Below are 15,199 nucleotides of genomic sequence, written 5' to 3'. Positions count from 1 at the left end.
GCATTCCGTCTTCGGCGCGGACGATCCTCGCTCAGTGTACCCTCATTATTTCGGGTCTTAGCTCAGCAGCCGGGACACCTCGATCGAGATTGCATCAACCTGAATCAAGCCACTTGTCAATATCTGTTCCGAGTATTGCCCATTCACCGGATTCGAGTAGTGAAACACCCTTGATCGCTTCAGGTCGATCACGAGATAATCTGAAATCCCGGCTTCAGCGTAGACATCTCGCTTTACGCTTGTATCCTGCGTTTGAGTGCTGTAGGCATACTCTATAACCAATCGAATGTCTTCAGGAATTGGGTGGCGTTGGCGATAAGACTGCTCGCGCACGATCGCAATATCGGGCTGTGGCTCTGAATCAGTTAGAGTAATCGGTTTTCCCTGCCGAGACTGCCATCCTTCACCAAATAGCCGCTCTAGATAACGGGCAGAGGTTTCACATAAATCGGCATGTTCGGGGCCTTCAGGCGGCATATCAACGATCGTTCCTCGAATCAGTTCGCAGTTGGCTTGAGCGAGAACTCCTGACTCAACAATGCGGTGGTAGTCCTCGATCGTCCAGTGATGGAGAAGTGTGGTCATGGGGTTGCCTCAGCTTGCCTGAATCGATCGTATCTTACGAATTCTCCTCAGCAAACAACCTTCACAGAAAGAGAATAATTCTGTTGGAAGCCCTGATTTATGAGGGCACTTTGATCTCATCGTCGTTATCGAGGGATCATCATGGTGGCATCCGCCCCGAACACCAAAACTAAACCGACCGCGGCTCAGAGAAAAATTATTGAGGATTGGGCAGGGCTTTCCGATAAAGCCTCGGAGAGGCAAGTTGAAAACGCGCTGGTGTTTCCAATGATTGCTGCCCTTGGTTTCAAGCCTCATCAAATTGTTTCATCCAACATTGCAAACACTGGGGAATCTGGACTAATACCCGACGCACTAATTTACCAAGACCTGAATCAACCCCCGGTTTTAGTCATTGAGAATAAAAAGCGTCATCCAGCCTTAGCAAATGCTTCAAGCGCAGACTTCGTCGGTGCTTGTCAGCAAAGCTCATACTACAAAGAGGCGGTTGGCTACATTAGTAATGGGATTCAGCAGTATCTCAATATCAATTTGGTCAAGCCTCAGTATCTCGCGCCTTATGGCTTGGTATGTAATGGTGACTTCTTCCAGTTATGGCGACGGGTTGACGGCTTAATCTTCCCGCTCACACCAATACAACGAATGACTAAAACCAGCATTCCTGAATTGATGCGGCAACTAGGATACTGCCTGGGCAATCCTCAGCCCGCCCTAGTTACAACAGTTTGGAATCGAAAGGGTGGCGTTGCAAAGACAACGAACACACTCAATATTGGCGCAACCTTAGCATTGGCAGGAAAAAAGGTTCTGTTGGTTGACTTAGATCCTCAAAACGACTTGACAAGGGGACTAGGACTAGAGCCTGCGTCTTTCCCCGACTACCTTAGCTCATGCACTAATAAATTCGAGTTGCGCGAATTCGATGCCATGAAAAGCATCTTGCATGGTGCAATTCAGGAAAAAAGTTTCCCTACAAGTGATGGACAGTCCTTTGAGCTGCATGTTCTTTCAGCTTCTAGAGAACATCTTGAAAATTCTCGCGATCGTGGTCAAGCCAAGAATCAAATCGAAAAATCGACGAATGTGCGATTTGAGCCTGTTTTTAAGCAGATCGTTCATTGTTTGAAGCAGGATTACGACTACATTTTGATCGATGTATCACCTAGTATCGACGCGCTGAGCAAGGCGGTGCTTTTTACTTGCGATACTGTCTTGATTCCCTCAAATCTAAGCGAAAAAGCGCTACACCACGCGATCGAAGTAGATCAGTTGGCAATTCCCTCTATGCGGGAATTGAGAGCTAGGGGTGAACGCTTGCATCTAGCACCGTGGAGTCTGGGGATTGTATATAGTAACTGCCCTACCAATTCTGACAACTTGATCAAAAACACGATCGAGCCAGAACTACAAAAGCGTGGCTTTACGGGTAAGCGATACAAGGAGCGGCTACATACTTATACACAGATAACAGCCGCCGAATTCAAGCATATGCCTGTAGTCTGTTGGCAGAACTCACCCATCACCAATTGCTACACCCAGCTTGTTAACAAAGTCTTCTTGTCCCACAACTTCACGGATCGTTAATCATGACTTTTGTACTCGATGACCCCTCGATCGCGATTCCTCTCGGCGAACTGATTCGCGTTCCCGTCAAATTTATCAAAGGTAAGTCCGACTTACCCTCGATCGTCATTCAAGCAATCTCAGTTCAATTGCAAGCCACGGGTAAGAACTTACTTCCAGTTGTGGTGAAGCTGTTGGGAGAAGACAAATACCAAGCGACGATCAATACTCAAATCCTCGAAGCAGCGCGGCTGGCTAAACTCGATTTCGTTTGGTGCATTGTGGCAGATGACGCAATGCACGCTCAGATGCAAATCGAAACTGGGCAATCCATTCAAATCAATGTTCTTGCTGCTTCTGAGAAGTCGATCGTAGAAGTTCTAGAAATTGCGCGATCGCGCAATCCGTCTCTGAGCAAGCTGAATTCGGCGTTAATTGCGAGAGCAATCTGTGAGCATCGTAAGATGAACCAACCGAAGAACCTTGCTTTTCTTACAAAGCTGCGATGTGGAGTAGGGAAAACTAAGCTCCCGTTACTCTCGGAGTACTTGAGCTTATAGGGGTTTATCGGCAAGCTGTCAGACGGTACGAATCACTCGTACCGTCTTTTTTGTTGTGTAGGTTTCATTCCTCTCTGTCTTCAAGCAGATCGATTCCTCGCACCGTCCCTCCAATTTTCGACAGAGCGGTAATCGCAGCCGCTAGCTCATCCAGTTTTTTGCCATCAATTCGGGGCATCGAATCAGCTCGCTTTAAATCGCTGATTGTGTTCGGTCGAACGCCGAGACGCTCCGCCAATTCTTTGTTCTTGATTTTGTGTCTGGCTAACACTTCCGCGAGCTTCCATTTTGTTGGCACAATTCCAGGCATAAAGCAACCTCCGCACTATAAAACAGTCTTTACACCGATACAAATATCAACCTAACAGCTATTAATTGAGCTGGCAAGACATAATATGTCGTTTTAAGCGTTGACAATATCGCTTTGAGCGATATAAATTTAGGAAATCATACCCCAGAACAAAGGAAGATCACGGAATTATGCACGAAGTTATTCCAGAAAGATTTAGATGGGCGATCGCAAAAGTCGAGCAGGTATATCCAGACCTCTACACGCCTAAAGGACTATCTGAACTTTTGTCTAGCGCAATGTTTTGCGGTACTAGCAGCGGACGAAAGCGAGTCAAAATTGAGCTTCTCAAAGATGAAGAAATTTACTATGGCTTAGCTGGTTTGGATGCTGGCGATTTTGCTAAAAACTTTTTGCGACGGTTTGCGGCAGATCCAAAGGGTTGGGCACTAGACGCACCCGAAGAGGTTCAGGAAGGCGCTGGATGGTATCAGAAACTTGGTTCTTTCATCAAGCCTGAAGGAATGGCTTCGATAATGCTCTATCACCAGATTCGCGATCATGTCCAGCTATTGCAGCAAGAAAAGCAAATTTCCGGCATCGTCGGAGAGCGTGAAACAGGCTTGCTAGGGCATTACGTCACAGTTGTTGATTTCAACGATCAGTTACTTCAACTTCCTGAAGACCTGTCAAGAATTGCTGATTCGGCAAAGAAGGTCGTTCAGTTGTTTTTAGATGTTATGCCCGCACAGCAAGATCGATACGCCTTGTATAAAGACGCAACTGGTGATGACAAGACTTATGAGCCTGTTGGGTTGAGCGAAGTTTTGAGCCTGTTGAATGCGGCGACAGAGGCGAGTCTCTATTCCGAGTGTCAAAACTGGCGAGTCATGGAAGAGGGAGGCTGGAGATCAGTTTCTTGCGATCGCAATCCTGACCTTGATCCAGATGAGATTCGACTAACCATTGATACCGAAAACGATTCCCACCGCTTCATTGCTGAGAGCAGGGACGCTAGCCGATTCCCGTGGAGAAATCACTAAATCAAACGAACGAGGAGAAATCATGAGCGCGATCGCACTTTTGAAGACCGAACAGAACGGAGTTGAGTTTTACACAATTGAGACAACAGGTGAAAGTGGTATTAGCCTGTCGGGACTCGCAAAGCTTTGCGGTGTCAGTCCTTCCACGGTTTCTCGACTCGGAAACACCCTTGTAACTTCTGAGGCTCCAGATGCGCTGAAAGCCTTTACGGAAGCAAGCTACACCCTTTTGCGTAATGACGATCGTGCTACCGTCAACGGCATAGAAGCGGGAAATCTCAAAATTTACCGTTCAAAATTTTGCATCACGGTAATCAGCCACTATGCCAGCAAAGGCAAGAAAGAGGCAATTTTCAGTCTGACAAAATTCGCTGAGATGGGTCTTGAGTCTTGGGTTCAGAGCATTACTGGATGGAAAGCCCCTGACTATCGCCAAGACCTCGATCGCTTTAAATCCGAAATTCTCCAAGCCCTCGCAGATCGCACCCCAGAACAGCGAAAAGCGTTACCCCCGAACGAAATTCTGCATTCCTCTGATCTGCCCCCAGATGTTCAAGCCGCAAACCGCGCTGAACTGCGCTACCTGATGCAACCCGGAAGCCGTACCTATCGCAACATCCAGAACTCAGCCCCAATCTACGATCGACTGAGCGAAATCAATCGCGAGTCCCCAGAATCATGAAGTCCCCAAACACTCAAACCGAGACATCAACATGCTGACAGAACAGTTTCAGATCATCTACAGAGCCTTGCTCGAAATCAGTACACACCCTGCATTCTTCACTGAGGAAAAGCAGTTAGCCAGCACAGCAAAGCAGGCTCTTGAAACCGCCGACGTAAAACAAATGTGGCAAGCATTAGTCAAGATTGCCATGCGACAAGGGTTTCATGACGATGAACGCAAGATTATCGACTTGGCTCAGAAAGCGATCGAAGGATTGCTCCTGCAAATGCAAATGATCGACGAACCTGTAAAGGAGTAAAAAAATGACGATCGACCTCGAAAGATTCAAAGAAATTCAACCAAAGCTCAAGGCTTGGTTTCCCCCAGAAGACCACGACGAGCGCGAATTGCCTGGAACTAAGGCGATTTGGTATTTCGTAAAATGGCAAAAAATCCGCGATCGCTTAGATGAGGTCTGCCCAGATTGGGAGGTTGAGTACTCTGACCCGATCGTTATCGAAGAAGAAATTTGCATTCGATGCAAGATCACCATTTGCGGGGTGAGCCGTGAAGCGCCGGGCTATGCACCGCTCAAATTGATCAGTAACGCGGGCAAAAATATGGCGCGCGGGTCGGCTGGAGAACGCGCTACCGCCGACGCTTTCAAGAATAGCTGCGAGCTTCATGGCATCGCCCGATACTTGGATGAGCAAGCCGATAAGGACACGAAAGAGAACTTTGTCCGCTACATGCAGAAAGGCGGCAATGGACGTGCAGCAACGCACTATCGCAACAATCAGCAGATCGCCAACGGTTCCACCCCCAGAACAACACCAAAGCCACCGCCCAAACCGTTCGGGGGGACAATCAACGGAAACACCCCCAAAATCATCACCGCAGCACAGCGCACCCGGTTCTACACGATCGCCAAAAATAACGGCTGGACAGACGGAGCCGCGAAAAAACTTCTCTCGGAACACAACTTCACTTCGTCAACTGAGATTACGATCGCGAAATACGACGAACTTTGCAAGCTCTTGCAGGATAAATCGAAAGCCGCACTGTATAACTCGCAAGCCGCTCCAATTCACTCCGCACCCGAACAAAATGAATGGTCGTGAACATGCAAACCACGAACAAAAGTACTAAACTTTCAACAATGAAATGACATCACAGGCAATGCAAAACCAAACTCTTAGATCTACGCTGATGCAGCTAGTTGAGCGACACGGCTTCGCAGAAGTTTTAGACCGCCTAGCCGAGATTGCAGATAATCACGCCTCAGTTAGCGATCGCAAAGAAGATAGGTTGACTACGCTACTGGAGCAAGCCACAGAGCAGGCATTACAGACTTTTAGCCATTCGAGTCAACTGGGCGAGAGTGACCCTAGCGATTCGCTCTAAATCGTCGATATCGCGAACAGTTCTGATCTCCCGGCAAATTTCGTCGATTGATTTTGTTGGTTCCAGGATGCGATCTTCCAGATACGCATCTAATTCTTCGCGTGTCCATTTCAACCCTTTGGCGATCTTTTCGCGCTGCTCAATTTCTGGAAGTTTGTCCCCCGCGACATACGATTGCAGCGTCGATTGCGGAATATCCAGGTTGCGCGCCAGTGTTCGCCAAGATATCACCTGCTCTGATCCCGACTCTCCGCGCATCTTTCGCAATAGCTCGATTAAGCGATCGCGATAATTTTCGTCCATAACTTTCTAGCTTGCGTCGGCATCACATTAGCCGAAAACTAATGACCACGAAATCAGCAATATTGAATTTCATGTAGTCATCAAATTGACCACTTGACGGTCACACGATTTACCTGCATAATCACTCTGTAATCAAATTGAGTCCTGAGAAGTCAACCATGCCTGCAAAGCTCGGCAACGTGATTAAAGGGTTTCGATTGCCTCCCGCGCTCATCAGCACGCTTGAGCGGGAGGTAGATCGAACCCAACGCATTCAGTCCGATATTCTGGTCGAAGCGATCGAGCAATATTTTAGATTGCGATCGCAAAATCTAGAGCCTTATTTTCGCCAAGGGGGTCGAACCGCGTGGTTTTCGATTCCCGATGACGTAGACAGCAAAATTCGCTTAGAAGCGGCAACGCGCAAAGTTTATCCAGCCGCGATCGTGGTTCAGGCGCTAACTGAATACTTCAACCCCGCCTCGAAATCTGCCTAAAAGAACAATGCCGCACATCTCTAGCACAGATACACGGCACGTTCGGTAGATTGTTCATTTTTGTCCTTCCTGGGAGCTAACCAGGCTCAGACGACTTGTTTTGTTTTGTCCGCTAATTCGCCCGTAAATCTGCGTCAACCAATCAACCAACAAATCAATCAACCATTCACTTGTCAACTGCTCGCTAATCAACTGTTCACTCAATCAGATCCGTAAATTTGCGGATTAACTCTAATATATGCGATCCACCTCGAAAAGCGAAAGGGTATCAGGGATACGCCTTTCGGTAGATTTTTGCACTCAATTTTTTCAGGTTCGACCTAGCCGCAACTTCGGCGATCCCTCTAGAGCATTGGTACTGATTGAGTTTGCGCGATTTGTTTCGTCGATCGTGCTTAGTATCAATTTGCGATCGGACTTCGGAGGTGCAAGGTGAGCCGCAAAGAACCTCATGCTCGCTTAACTTCGCAACAGGTCTTCAAGAACTGGACTAAAGAAGGCAAGAAGTACTACACACCAACGGGCTATCTCTATCACCTCTTGCTGGCATTGAGGAAAGAAGGCTGGTGGTATCGAATCGACAACATAACCGAGTTTTGCGATCGCTGGAAGATCAAGCGACGAACATTTTACGACGCGAAAGCAGCTCTAATCGCGGACGGTGTTCTTGAAGAAAACATCCTTGGCGCAGTCGAATTGCGAATCATTGATGCCGCTGAAAATTCCCGCACAACTGTGCAGGATGCCGCACACCCAGTGCAGGATGCCGCACACCCAGTGCAGGATGCCGCACACCCAGTGCAGGATGCCGCACACCCAGTGCAGGATGCCGCACACCCAGTGCAGGATGCCGCACACCCAGTGCAGGATGCCGCACACCCAGTGCAGGATGCCGCACACCCAGTGCAGGATGCCGCACAAACGATCCCTGAAACGGAAGCTACGCAAGAGTTTCGGGAACCTCTCAACTCTTTTTCAGATCTTTCTTCAGATCTTTCTTCAGCTAAGGATCAGATCTCTCCCCCTACCCCCTCAAACACGATCGACGGAAGAGAGGGGGAGAAAGATCCGGTCAGCGGGAAAGATTCTGATCGAATCGAGATCCTCGCTACGGTTCCAAACCTTGAACAACAAGTCGCAACCGAGCGATCGACGGGTGAGGATCAATTTTCCAGCGCGCGGCGCGATTTTTCGTCATCACAATTTAGTTCAGTCGAGCGCTTCGATCGGCAGTTCACGCATCGCTACCTCTGGGAGGGCGAAGATCGGCAACCGCTGCCTGAATTTGCTGAGTTTGTTGGCAATCAGCTTCCAAAAAACGATATGCACCCCCGAATCAAGGGGCGAAGCTATGTTCTCAACTGCCAGAGGTCAGAGGACGGCATTTTGAAGCTGGAAGGACTCTGGAATGACTATCAAGCCGTCCAACGCGGCGAAATGGATATTCACACTACTCCCCCTCTCGATCGGCGGTCTACGGAGCGAAAAACGCTGATCACAGAAGCGTTAAAAAACCTTTGAGGTAGCCATGATTGACAAAGACCTGTTTGGAGAGCATTTCAACGCTCTCTGTGACCAACACAGCAAAAATTTCGGTTCTGAAACCTACCGAAAGTTCTACACCGCGATCGCAGAGCGAATGACCACCGAAGAATTTGTGCAAGTAGCGGAACAGTTCTTTTTTGAGGGCAAATTCCCTGCGCCAAAAGATTTCGTTGACGCGGTTCACGCGCTTCGCCGATCGCATCCCTCACCCCCAGAACAACTACCACCGACGATCGAGGAACTCCCCCCAGAACAGCAAGCCGAGGCAAGAGCCGCGATCAAGCGGATTCAGCAGATGCTGAAAGCGGCGACACCCCAAATCGCCAAACCAATGCCAATTCCGACCGCAGAAGAATGCATTGCGGGAACAGTTTTCGACCTCGATCGCTTGCGGCAATGGCTCAAAGATCCGGCGACTCGAAGAATCGCGATCGCAGAAGCAATGAGCCGAGAAGACATCGAAATCCTCACCGATGACTTCGGCAACCCTATTGACTTGTCTCAAAAAATGTTCGGGAGCAAGACCTTACCCCCGAACACTCAGCAAACTAAATCTCACCAAAGGATACCCAACCATGCTTTACGAAATTAAGGGATGCAACACTTACGCTCTGCTCCATGCAGACACAGCAGAAGAAGCATTGAACGAGTTCCGCAAGCACCATGAATTGAGTGAATCCAGCATCCTGAACATTGTTTCGCAAGAAGCAAAGCTCGAATGCGGTGAAAACGTGTTCTTACTTCGCGCTCGATTGCTAGGTAGCGAATTGCACTATGAAACGAGCTTTGAGGAAAATAGCTGGTTTCATCATTCCTGCATCGTCAGTCTTTCCGATCTGGAGAAGCAAGCAACGATCGCCGAACTCAAGCGGCAAGCAACCGTCACAATTCAAGCTGTTCAAACGACAGAGATTGATTGGAGCGAGTTAGCAGCATGATCCAACTTCCCCAACTCCCCAAGCGTCAACCTTTGCGCTATTGCCGAGACAAGAGCGCTGTAGAAGAAATCCGCGAGCTTAGAAAGCAACTTCGCAACGGCAAAATCGTTCCATTCCGGAGGAAGCAAGCATCATGATCGACGCACTTTCCCCAGAGCTAGAAGCAGGAATCGAGGCGTTTCTAGCTCTGCGATCGGACTGGGATAGAAAGCGAGTTTTTGACTCAGCCGTATCACTGTTCCTGCTACAAAACCGCACTGAAAATCAGCAAAGCGATCGAGCAATCTCGCGTATCTATCTCGATTCGCTGTTCAAAATCCCCGATGACTTGATGGAGGCAAGCTAGTGTTTCCCATCCTTGCTCGTCCCGAAGACTATCCTGATCGCGTTCTGGGGGAAGCCAAAACCAAAGCCCAAGCGAAAAAACTTGTCTGTAAATGGTTTGAAGTTGCTCCGGAGCGAGTCGCGATCGAGAAAATCGGACTCGATAACCTGCTCAACACGTCCGGCGTAGTGTTCTGGCAATATTGCATTGTCAAGGCAACTGAAAAAGCGATGAGCGTCCAGGATGCGATCGCACTGCTCAATCTGCCTGAGAACTTCGACTTACTAGACCTGAAGACTTGCTATCGTACAGCCGCAAAAGCAACTCACTCCGATGTGGGCGGCGAAGATGCTCAATTTATCGAAATCAAGCGGGCGTATGACCTACTGAACACGATGCTGCACAAGCAATCCGGTAGTTCAGAACGATGGGATGCTTACCTACTCGAAAATCTTCAAAAGTGGGAAGGGATTTTCCGTAAGCAGTGGAAAGCAATGTGCGATCGCGGATTAATCAATCCAGCACATCAATACAACAATGCGAATCGATACGGATTAAACTATTCGACCTGCATTGAGAACTTCACCCGCGAGTACTGCGAACCGATGCCCGGATGGTTCTTGAACTGCGTCTATCCGCCGCTATTAGGCAGTGGAATCAGTATCGCAGAGACTCGCCAAAGATATCGAGAACATCTCATCGCGATCGCTCCAAATAAAACTATGTCCGAGATTTGGGCAAGAAAGTACTTTTGCCTAGAGTTCGGTGAGTCGGTTCCTTGGGTGTTTTACTTGCCGCCCGCGAAGGAGGTGAGCGATGCAGCTTAATCACCTCGATTTATTTTCGGGAATCGGCGGTTTCACCTTAGCTGCTCGCTCACTCAACATCAACACAAAACAGTTTGTGGAGCGCGATCGCCATTGTCAAACCGTGCTTCAGAAGCATTTCCCAGAAATTCCAATTCACGACGATGCTCGAACATTCGCAACTCGAACTGGAATTTTCGGCATCATTACCGCCGGATATCCCTGTCAAGACAACAGCACCGCTAATCCCAAAGGTAAAGGCTTGCAAGGTAAAAGATCGGGGCTTCTCTACGAGGTGTTCCGTATCCTCGAAGAAGCCCAACCCGAAATCGTCGTCCTTGAAAACGTACCCCCAACACAAAACCGACGATGGGATGAAACTGCTCGACGAGAACTGGAAAAGCGCGATTTCAAAGCGTACCGCATTGACCTATCAGCTAAAGATTGTGGACTCTGGCATCTCAGAAATCGGTGTTTCCTTGTGGGCTACGCCAACCGCCTCAGACTCAATCAGACTCAAGTTCTCCGTCGATTCTCTCGCCAAGAGGTACAAGCGCAGATTCCTAAAAGACGGGCAGATGGGGTCGAATTTGTTAGAGGTCACAGCAGCAGAGTTTTCGCATTTCCCCCACCCGGAATTCGTCGAATGGTTGATGGGCTTCCCTCCGAAATGGACAGATTCCGACTTCACGCACTAGGAAACTCAGTTCCGCCGGTCATGGCTGAAACGGTTTTGAAGGTTGCTCTATTCGTACCTGGAGGTGAATGGTATGCAGCTTAGTCTCTTCGATACCCCAGTAGTAGACGAGCCGATATGTCGAAAAAATCCCGAATCATCGACACGTTCTGAAAATATGTCGAAGCCATCGACATCTGCAATCCATCTCGCGATCGCTCAATCAGTACGAGTCGTATCGGTCGGATGCCTGCCCGAAGACTTGATTGGAAAGACAGGCACGATCTTGAACTTCCTCACAGAGTCAGCCGTCACGGTCACGATCGACGGCAAGAACTGGGGAATGAGCATCGAGCAGCTTGAACCTGTTCCTGAATCTGAGCGCCCATCTCAAGCTGTGGAATTAGCACCGAAGACGCTCATCGAGGTGGAAATCGGGGACAGGGTATTAGTCGCGGGCTATCCCGACCAATGGTGGGCAGTTTCTTCAAAGCTTAATAACGGCTGGATGGTCGATCGCATTGTGCGAGATCCCTTACCTCACACGCAGGTGCAAATCTTAGTGAGTTCGGAAAACATCCTCGATCAACGAACGAAACCAGCTTCCGTTCGTTGGCTAGAGACAAAGATTCGACATGCCAAGCAGATGCAAGAGCGATTTAGCGGGTGCAATCTCCCTCAACAAATACCGAGATATTCAAACATGACCTACCTCGACGTGATTGAAGCTCGATCGAGGTGGGTGAAGCGAGAGAGCGATCGACTAACCCGCGAAATCGCCGAATTCTATCGGCAAATCTTTGATGCTTGGGAGGCGCAATGTTTGAGATTTTGATTCTTCTTACTGTTTTCTCGCTCTCACTGGCAGTGGGGTTCAACGTGCTGGAGTACTACCAACAGCAGGGAATAGAAAAAGCTCGAAAGCAACTAGAGCAAACATGGGAGAGAGAGCATGGCAGAACTTGACTTGCAGCAGGAGCTAAGGGCAAGCATTGCTCGAAGCATGATTGATTCGCCTGGCGATACCGCAAAGCTTCGGCTAAGAACGCTCAAAGCGGTTCTTCCAGTGGAAATCAAAGGATGGTTAGAAGGAGTCGCAATTTACCTGGATTACCAGGAAGAGCAGGAATACCCACCGATCATCCACTCGGTGATTGCGTTTGATCACGGCAGTCGTCGATCGGCATTCCTGGAGCCAGAAAATCTGGTTTGGTTAGAGGCATTAACTTTCAGAACCTATCAATACACGGGAATCGCTCATGTACTGATCCGAGACGGGCAGCAAACCAAGATTTCAAGCTATTGCCCATCCACACACAAATACACGTTATGGAGTGCTTAGACATGACGATGCAAGCGACAATCACCCCGCCCCGAAACGACCTCAAAGCTTCTCCCTCAGAACATCAAACAAGCTTTGAAGCACTTGAATTCGACCTCGATCGCGTTCTGGGGGATAGCTCACAATGTTCTGGGGGAAAGACAGTTAAATTCAAGCATAGTAACGGCTCGGAGATCTGCGGGCGGATTGTGCAAGGCACTACACAAGTGGCTGCAAGCTCGATCGCAGATCGCACACCTGAAATTCACCGCGCACCCTGCCACATTTCGGGAACGGTTACGGTCGAGTACAAGTTGAACGATCGCACTCATAGCACTCAGATGCCCGTGAATCGTTTGATTGATTTGCATGATCAGCTCGCAGTTTTAGAGCAAGAATGCGATCGCTTAATCCGCGCTGGACTCGCTGAACCAGGCACATGGATCGAAGTCGAGAAAGTCCACAAACGAAACTGGCGACAAGCGAAATGGGTCGCTAGCACTCCGACTTTCGCGAGTCAGCGGAATCCATCAGCAAAACTCAAGACGAAATACATCGGCAAGGAAAATTCACCCAAACACCTTGCAGCAAGAGCGCTATATGCAAATCGCAAGCAGCACGACAAGCTAACCAAGCAAATCGAATCAATTAAGCGGAGGTTAGGCGATGTCTGAGTATTCTTCAATTCTCGAAAGCGCGATCGACGAACTAACCGCGCTCAATAAACCGTTCTCAGTCAATCAGATCGTCAAGGTTTCAGGTATTGATCAAAACCTGCTATACCGCACACCCGACTTACTCGATCGAGCCAAGCAAGCCAGTTCAGAAAGCGGATTTGACGGAGCAAAGTTTCGCGGAAAAATCGTTCCAAAAGAGGAGATGAAAGCGATGGAGCCAGAAGCAACAGTCACGACAGAAGAACAAGAAGCCTGGAAGTTTCGCGGGAAAGTTATTCCAAAGGAAGTGGAAGGAATGGAGCCAGAAGCAGCAGTCACAACAGAAGAGCCAGAAGCTTGGAAAATGAAGCAGCAAATCAACTCACTGCAACGCGCAAACGCCGTACTAGAGCGTCAGAACAAGGAACTGAAAGAAGAACTCGAAGCACTGCGATCGAATCCCCCAGAAACACAGCCAATCAGCAGTGAAGTCGCGATCGAGTTCTTGCATGAGCATCGAAATCACTGGATTGCAGAAGTCGATCGGCTTGAACTTGAAATCGCTGGATTGCAGCAAAAAATTGAAGTCGCAAAGCGCAATGCAGCAGGATACGAGCAGATTTTGACTTTGCATCAGGAGGTAGCAGCGTGACCCAAGAATTCAAGACCTGGGCGACACTCAGCGCGAAAACACCCTTCAATCATCTGTTCCCCGATCGCAAAGTCCCGATCGTCTCTCCGATTCCGATTATCCCACGCGAAGAAGGAATGCCATTTTGTTACGTGGTGGACGCTCAATTCCTCACAGACGAGCAGATTCAGGGATTGGCTGAGATGCTTTACGAGCAATGGAAACCTGAATCAGAATCAGTTGAGGAAACGATCGTCTACATCCGAGAAGGCTTGCCGCTCAAGTGCGCATGGTTTAGCTCGTTTACAACGATCGATCCAAAAATGATGGCGATGCTAACCGATGTAGGAAGCCCGGAAGACGAATTCGAGCCAGGTGAAGGCGAAGAGGAATTCGACTGCGGCTTTGTTCCGGGATTTGGTTGCAATTATGCAGGCTCAGAGGACTGCGATTTTGATTGTCCCTATCGCGGCAAACTTACCAGCCATTCAAACTATCCGAATGTTCGATGGGACATCGACGGAACATTAATCGCGATCGAGGAAGAATCATGAGCGGAAAAGGATTCGGCAAAGAACAGCGCAACGATGACCTACTGATTGAGTCGATCGTTTCTCATCAAGATCGCTCTCCCTATGTCACGTTGCGGTGGGGTAAAGAATCAGGAAAGCTCACCCCAGACGAAGCGATCGCTCATGCAGTCGGAATTATTTGCGCCGCTACTGTCGCGACGATCGATGCTCAGATTGTTGAATGGGCAACAACAAAACTCGGTCGGTCGATTGAAGAAGCGATGGTACTGCTGCGACTGTTTCGACAAAAGCGCGAAAGCTCAAAGCTTCCGAGCACGACACTTAGCATCGGAGGTGAGCACTTACGACCAGATACCGTGAAGCATCACGGAGCAAAACTCATCGAAATGGCGTTCTCTGTCGAAGCCGAGGCGTTTCTGTGCGGCTTTCTGCTGGAAGAAATGCAGCTAGAACCCGCAATGATTGACGCAATTATTCAGGAATTTCGAGAAATGCGCGGAGTCGAAACGCTCTGGACACCAGTTGATTTTGATGCCGAGGAGGGCGAATCGCAATGAACCTAGAGCTTACCGAAGAGTGGAAGTTAGGTAGTGAAACACCAGCTCAAGGGAGTTTCATTGTTGCTTTTTCTCCCGGTCGTCTGCTTCCCGTTCTTTTAAGAGTGGATAAGGATTTTCACAGTGGTTTCGCTCAGATGTTACACCAAGGCAAAAATGTAGAGCTAATCGACTATTCCTTACCTATCACGGTTTGGGCTTATGCCCCAAAATTTCGGGTTTCAGGGGAGGCGCAATCGTGAACTTCATCATTCTGTTTCTCGTAATTCTCAGCATCATAGCGATCGCTCGACTCCTTCTATCGGTCGATCGTGAATTGGAAAA

The 15,199-nt window shown here is 48.8% G+C and carries 23 protein-coding genes; 20 read left to right on the top strand and 3 right to left on the bottom strand.

Features of this window, described 5'->3' with window-relative positions; genetic code table 11:
- Nucleotides 1-57: 57 nt before the first annotated feature.
- On the bottom strand, nt 58-585 hold the full coding sequence (locus LEPBO_RS0106810; RefSeq protein ID WP_017286793.1) for a Uma2 family endonuclease: 528 nt from the start codon (nt 583-585) through the stop codon (nt 58-60).
- Nucleotides 586-726: 141 nt separating this feature from the next.
- Between LEPBO_RS0106810 and LEPBO_RS0106805 the strand changes: the two genes are divergently transcribed.
- Complete coding sequence (locus LEPBO_RS0106805; protein WP_017286792.1) at nt 727-2,169, top strand: ParA family protein; 1,443 nt, start codon at nt 727-729, stop codon at nt 2,167-2,169.
- A 2-nt stretch (nt 2,170-2,171) separates the two neighbouring features.
- Entirely contained in the window at nt 2,172-2,708 is a 537-nt protein-coding gene (locus LEPBO_RS0106800) for a hypothetical protein (protein ID WP_017286791.1), read from the top strand.
- Between the two features lie 64 nt (nt 2,709-2,772).
- Here LEPBO_RS0106800 and LEPBO_RS36325 read toward each other — a convergent pair whose 3' ends face one another.
- Complete coding sequence (locus LEPBO_RS36325) at nt 2,773-3,018, bottom strand: helix-turn-helix domain-containing protein (protein WP_017286790.1); 246 nt, start codon at nt 3,016-3,018, stop codon at nt 2,773-2,775.
- 170 nt (nt 3,019-3,188) lie between these two features.
- Here LEPBO_RS36325 and LEPBO_RS0106790 point away from each other — a divergent pair, with 170 nt between their 5' ends.
- From LEPBO_RS0106790 to LEPBO_RS42215, 4 genes are read left to right on the top strand one after another with little or no spacing between them, the layout of a single operon-like run.
- Nucleotides 3,189-4,040, top strand: coding sequence for a hypothetical protein (locus LEPBO_RS0106790; RefSeq protein WP_017286789.1), 852 nt, complete (start codon nt 3,189-3,191; stop codon nt 4,038-4,040).
- Between the two features lie 22 nt (nt 4,041-4,062).
- Nucleotides 4,063-4,722, top strand: coding sequence for a hypothetical protein (locus tag LEPBO_RS0106785; protein WP_017286788.1), 660 nt, complete (start codon nt 4,063-4,065; stop codon nt 4,720-4,722).
- 31 nt (nt 4,723-4,753) lie between these two features.
- A complete protein-coding gene (locus LEPBO_RS0106780; protein ID WP_017286787.1) occupies nt 4,754-5,023 on the top strand; it encodes a hypothetical protein in 270 nt (89 codons plus the stop codon).
- A gap of 4 nt (nt 5,024-5,027) precedes the next feature.
- Nucleotides 5,028-5,825: a Rad52/Rad22 family DNA repair protein gene (locus tag LEPBO_RS42215; RefSeq protein ID WP_017286786.1), complete on the top strand. Its 798-nt coding sequence runs from the start codon at nt 5,028-5,030 to the stop codon at nt 5,823-5,825.
- Nucleotides 5,826-6,048: 223 nt separating this feature from the next.
- Here LEPBO_RS42215 and LEPBO_RS0106770 read toward each other — a convergent pair whose 3' ends face one another.
- Nucleotides 6,049-6,411: a hypothetical protein gene (locus LEPBO_RS0106770; RefSeq protein ID WP_017286785.1), complete on the bottom strand. Its 363-nt coding sequence runs from the start codon at nt 6,409-6,411 to the stop codon at nt 6,049-6,051.
- 158 nt (nt 6,412-6,569) lie between these two features.
- Between LEPBO_RS0106770 and LEPBO_RS0106765 the strand changes: the two genes are divergently transcribed.
- From LEPBO_RS0106765 to LEPBO_RS0106685, 14 genes are all read left to right on the top strand, one after another.
- Nucleotides 6,570-6,887 carry a hypothetical protein gene (locus tag LEPBO_RS0106765; protein WP_017286784.1) on the top strand — a complete coding sequence of 106 codons (318 nt, stop codon included), beginning with the start codon at nt 6,570-6,572 and terminating at the stop codon, nt 6,885-6,887.
- 432 nt (nt 6,888-7,319) lie between these two features.
- Nucleotides 7,320-8,408 (top strand): hypothetical protein, encoded by a 1,089-nt coding sequence (locus tag LEPBO_RS0106755; RefSeq protein ID WP_017286782.1) that lies wholly within the window; start codon nt 7,320-7,322, stop codon nt 8,406-8,408.
- A gap of 7 nt (nt 8,409-8,415) precedes the next feature.
- On the top strand, nt 8,416-9,024 hold the full coding sequence (locus LEPBO_RS0106750) for a hypothetical protein (RefSeq protein WP_017286781.1): 609 nt from the start codon (nt 8,416-8,418) through the stop codon (nt 9,022-9,024).
- Complete coding sequence (locus tag LEPBO_RS0106745; protein ID WP_017286780.1) at nt 9,008-9,370, top strand: hypothetical protein; 363 nt, start codon at nt 9,008-9,010, stop codon at nt 9,368-9,370. Before LEPBO_RS0106750 ends, LEPBO_RS0106745 begins: the two co-directional genes overlap by 17 nt.
- Before the next feature lie 133 nt (nt 9,371-9,503).
- Nucleotides 9,504-9,716, top strand: a complete 213-nt coding sequence (locus LEPBO_RS0106735) for a DUF2811 domain-containing protein (protein WP_017286778.1) — start codon at nt 9,504-9,506, stop codon at nt 9,714-9,716.
- Nucleotides 9,716-10,522, top strand: coding sequence for a J domain-containing protein (locus tag LEPBO_RS0106730; RefSeq protein ID WP_017286777.1), 807 nt, complete (start codon nt 9,716-9,718; stop codon nt 10,520-10,522). The genes LEPBO_RS0106735 and LEPBO_RS0106730 overlap by 1 nt, the downstream gene beginning before the upstream one ends.
- Nucleotides 10,512-11,282 (top strand): DNA cytosine methyltransferase, encoded by a 771-nt coding sequence (locus LEPBO_RS0106725; RefSeq protein WP_017286776.1) that lies wholly within the window; start codon nt 10,512-10,514, stop codon nt 11,280-11,282. The genes LEPBO_RS0106730 and LEPBO_RS0106725 overlap by 11 nt, the downstream gene beginning before the upstream one ends.
- Nucleotides 11,283-11,355: 73 nt before the next feature.
- The gene (locus tag LEPBO_RS0106720) at nt 11,356-12,012 is read left to right on the top strand and encodes a hypothetical protein (RefSeq protein WP_017286775.1); all 657 of its coding nucleotides are present in this window, start codon (nt 11,356-11,358) and stop codon (nt 12,010-12,012) included.
- A gap of 117 nt (nt 12,013-12,129) precedes the next feature.
- Nucleotides 12,130-12,519, top strand: coding sequence for a hypothetical protein (locus LEPBO_RS0106710; protein ID WP_017286773.1), 390 nt, complete (start codon nt 12,130-12,132; stop codon nt 12,517-12,519).
- A gap of 2 nt (nt 12,520-12,521) precedes the next feature.
- Nucleotides 12,522-13,172, top strand: coding sequence for a hypothetical protein (locus tag LEPBO_RS0106705; protein ID WP_017286772.1), 651 nt, complete (start codon nt 12,522-12,524; stop codon nt 13,170-13,172).
- Nucleotides 13,165-13,806: a hypothetical protein gene (locus LEPBO_RS0106700; protein ID WP_017286771.1), complete on the top strand. Its 642-nt coding sequence runs from the start codon at nt 13,165-13,167 to the stop codon at nt 13,804-13,806. The genes LEPBO_RS0106705 and LEPBO_RS0106700 overlap by 8 nt, the downstream gene beginning before the upstream one ends.
- The gene (locus tag LEPBO_RS0106695; protein ID WP_017286770.1) at nt 13,803-14,339 is read left to right on the top strand and encodes a hypothetical protein; all 537 of its coding nucleotides are present in this window, start codon (nt 13,803-13,805) and stop codon (nt 14,337-14,339) included. Before LEPBO_RS0106700 ends, LEPBO_RS0106695 begins: the two co-directional genes overlap by 4 nt.
- A complete protein-coding gene (locus LEPBO_RS0106690; protein ID WP_017286769.1) occupies nt 14,336-14,875 on the top strand; it encodes a hypothetical protein in 540 nt (179 codons plus the stop codon). The genes LEPBO_RS0106695 and LEPBO_RS0106690 overlap by 4 nt, the downstream gene beginning before the upstream one ends.
- The gene (locus LEPBO_RS0106685; RefSeq protein ID WP_017286768.1) at nt 14,872-15,117 is read left to right on the top strand and encodes a hypothetical protein; all 246 of its coding nucleotides are present in this window, start codon (nt 14,872-14,874) and stop codon (nt 15,115-15,117) included. Before LEPBO_RS0106690 ends, LEPBO_RS0106685 begins: the two co-directional genes overlap by 4 nt.
- Nucleotides 15,118-15,199 lie beyond the last annotated feature (82 nt).

It is taken from the genome of Leptolyngbya boryana PCC 6306 (assembly GCF_000353285.1).
GTDB classification, from domain to species: domain Bacteria; phylum Cyanobacteriota; class Cyanobacteriia; order Leptolyngbyales; family Leptolyngbyaceae; genus Leptolyngbya; species Leptolyngbya boryana.
This window is presented reverse-complemented; position numbering and strand designations above follow the sequence as displayed.

What these genes read in the sequence shown, in the direction of transcription:
- LEPBO_RS0106810 (WP_017286793.1), bottom strand. Translation starts at nt 585, where the DNA reads ATGACCACACTTCTCCATCACTGGACGATCGAGGACTACCACCGCATT.
- LEPBO_RS0106805 (WP_017286792.1), top strand. Translation starts at nt 727, where the DNA reads ATGGTGGCATCCGCCCCGAACACCAAAACTAAACCGACCGCGGCTCAG.
- LEPBO_RS0106800 (WP_017286791.1), top strand. Translation starts at nt 2,172, where the DNA reads ATGACTTTTGTACTCGATGACCCCTCGATCGCGATTCCTCTCGGCGAA.
- LEPBO_RS36325 (WP_017286790.1), bottom strand. Translation starts at nt 3,018, where the DNA reads ATGCCTGGAATTGTGCCAACAAAATGGAAGCTCGCGGAAGTGTTAGCC.
- LEPBO_RS0106790 (WP_017286789.1), top strand. Translation starts at nt 3,189, where the DNA reads ATGCACGAAGTTATTCCAGAAAGATTTAGATGGGCGATCGCAAAAGTC.
- LEPBO_RS0106785 (WP_017286788.1), top strand. Translation starts at nt 4,063, where the DNA reads ATGAGCGCGATCGCACTTTTGAAGACCGAACAGAACGGAGTTGAGTTT.
- LEPBO_RS0106780 (WP_017286787.1), top strand. Translation starts at nt 4,754, where the DNA reads ATGCTGACAGAACAGTTTCAGATCATCTACAGAGCCTTGCTCGAAATC.
- LEPBO_RS42215 (WP_017286786.1), top strand. Translation starts at nt 5,028, where the DNA reads ATGACGATCGACCTCGAAAGATTCAAAGAAATTCAACCAAAGCTCAAG.
- LEPBO_RS0106770 (WP_017286785.1), bottom strand. Translation starts at nt 6,411, where the DNA reads ATGGACGAAAATTATCGCGATCGCTTAATCGAGCTATTGCGAAAGATG.
- LEPBO_RS0106765 (WP_017286784.1), top strand. Translation starts at nt 6,570, where the DNA reads ATGCCTGCAAAGCTCGGCAACGTGATTAAAGGGTTTCGATTGCCTCCC.
- LEPBO_RS0106750 (WP_017286781.1), top strand. Translation starts at nt 8,416, where the DNA reads ATGATTGACAAAGACCTGTTTGGAGAGCATTTCAACGCTCTCTGTGAC.
- LEPBO_RS0106745 (WP_017286780.1), top strand. Translation starts at nt 9,008, where the DNA reads ATGCTTTACGAAATTAAGGGATGCAACACTTACGCTCTGCTCCATGCA.
- LEPBO_RS0106735 (WP_017286778.1), top strand. Translation starts at nt 9,504, where the DNA reads ATGATCGACGCACTTTCCCCAGAGCTAGAAGCAGGAATCGAGGCGTTT.
- LEPBO_RS0106725 (WP_017286776.1), top strand. Translation starts at nt 10,512, where the DNA reads ATGCAGCTTAATCACCTCGATTTATTTTCGGGAATCGGCGGTTTCACC.
- LEPBO_RS0106720 (WP_017286775.1), top strand. Translation starts at nt 11,356, where the DNA reads ATGTCGAAGCCATCGACATCTGCAATCCATCTCGCGATCGCTCAATCA.
- LEPBO_RS0106710 (WP_017286773.1), top strand. Translation starts at nt 12,130, where the DNA reads ATGGCAGAACTTGACTTGCAGCAGGAGCTAAGGGCAAGCATTGCTCGA.
- LEPBO_RS0106705 (WP_017286772.1), top strand. Translation starts at nt 12,522, where the DNA reads ATGACGATGCAAGCGACAATCACCCCGCCCCGAAACGACCTCAAAGCT.
- LEPBO_RS0106700 (WP_017286771.1), top strand. Translation starts at nt 13,165, where the DNA reads ATGTCTGAGTATTCTTCAATTCTCGAAAGCGCGATCGACGAACTAACC.
- LEPBO_RS0106690 (WP_017286769.1), top strand. Translation starts at nt 14,336, where the DNA reads ATGAGCGGAAAAGGATTCGGCAAAGAACAGCGCAACGATGACCTACTG.
- LEPBO_RS0106685 (WP_017286768.1), top strand. Translation starts at nt 14,872, where the DNA reads ATGAACCTAGAGCTTACCGAAGAGTGGAAGTTAGGTAGTGAAACACCA.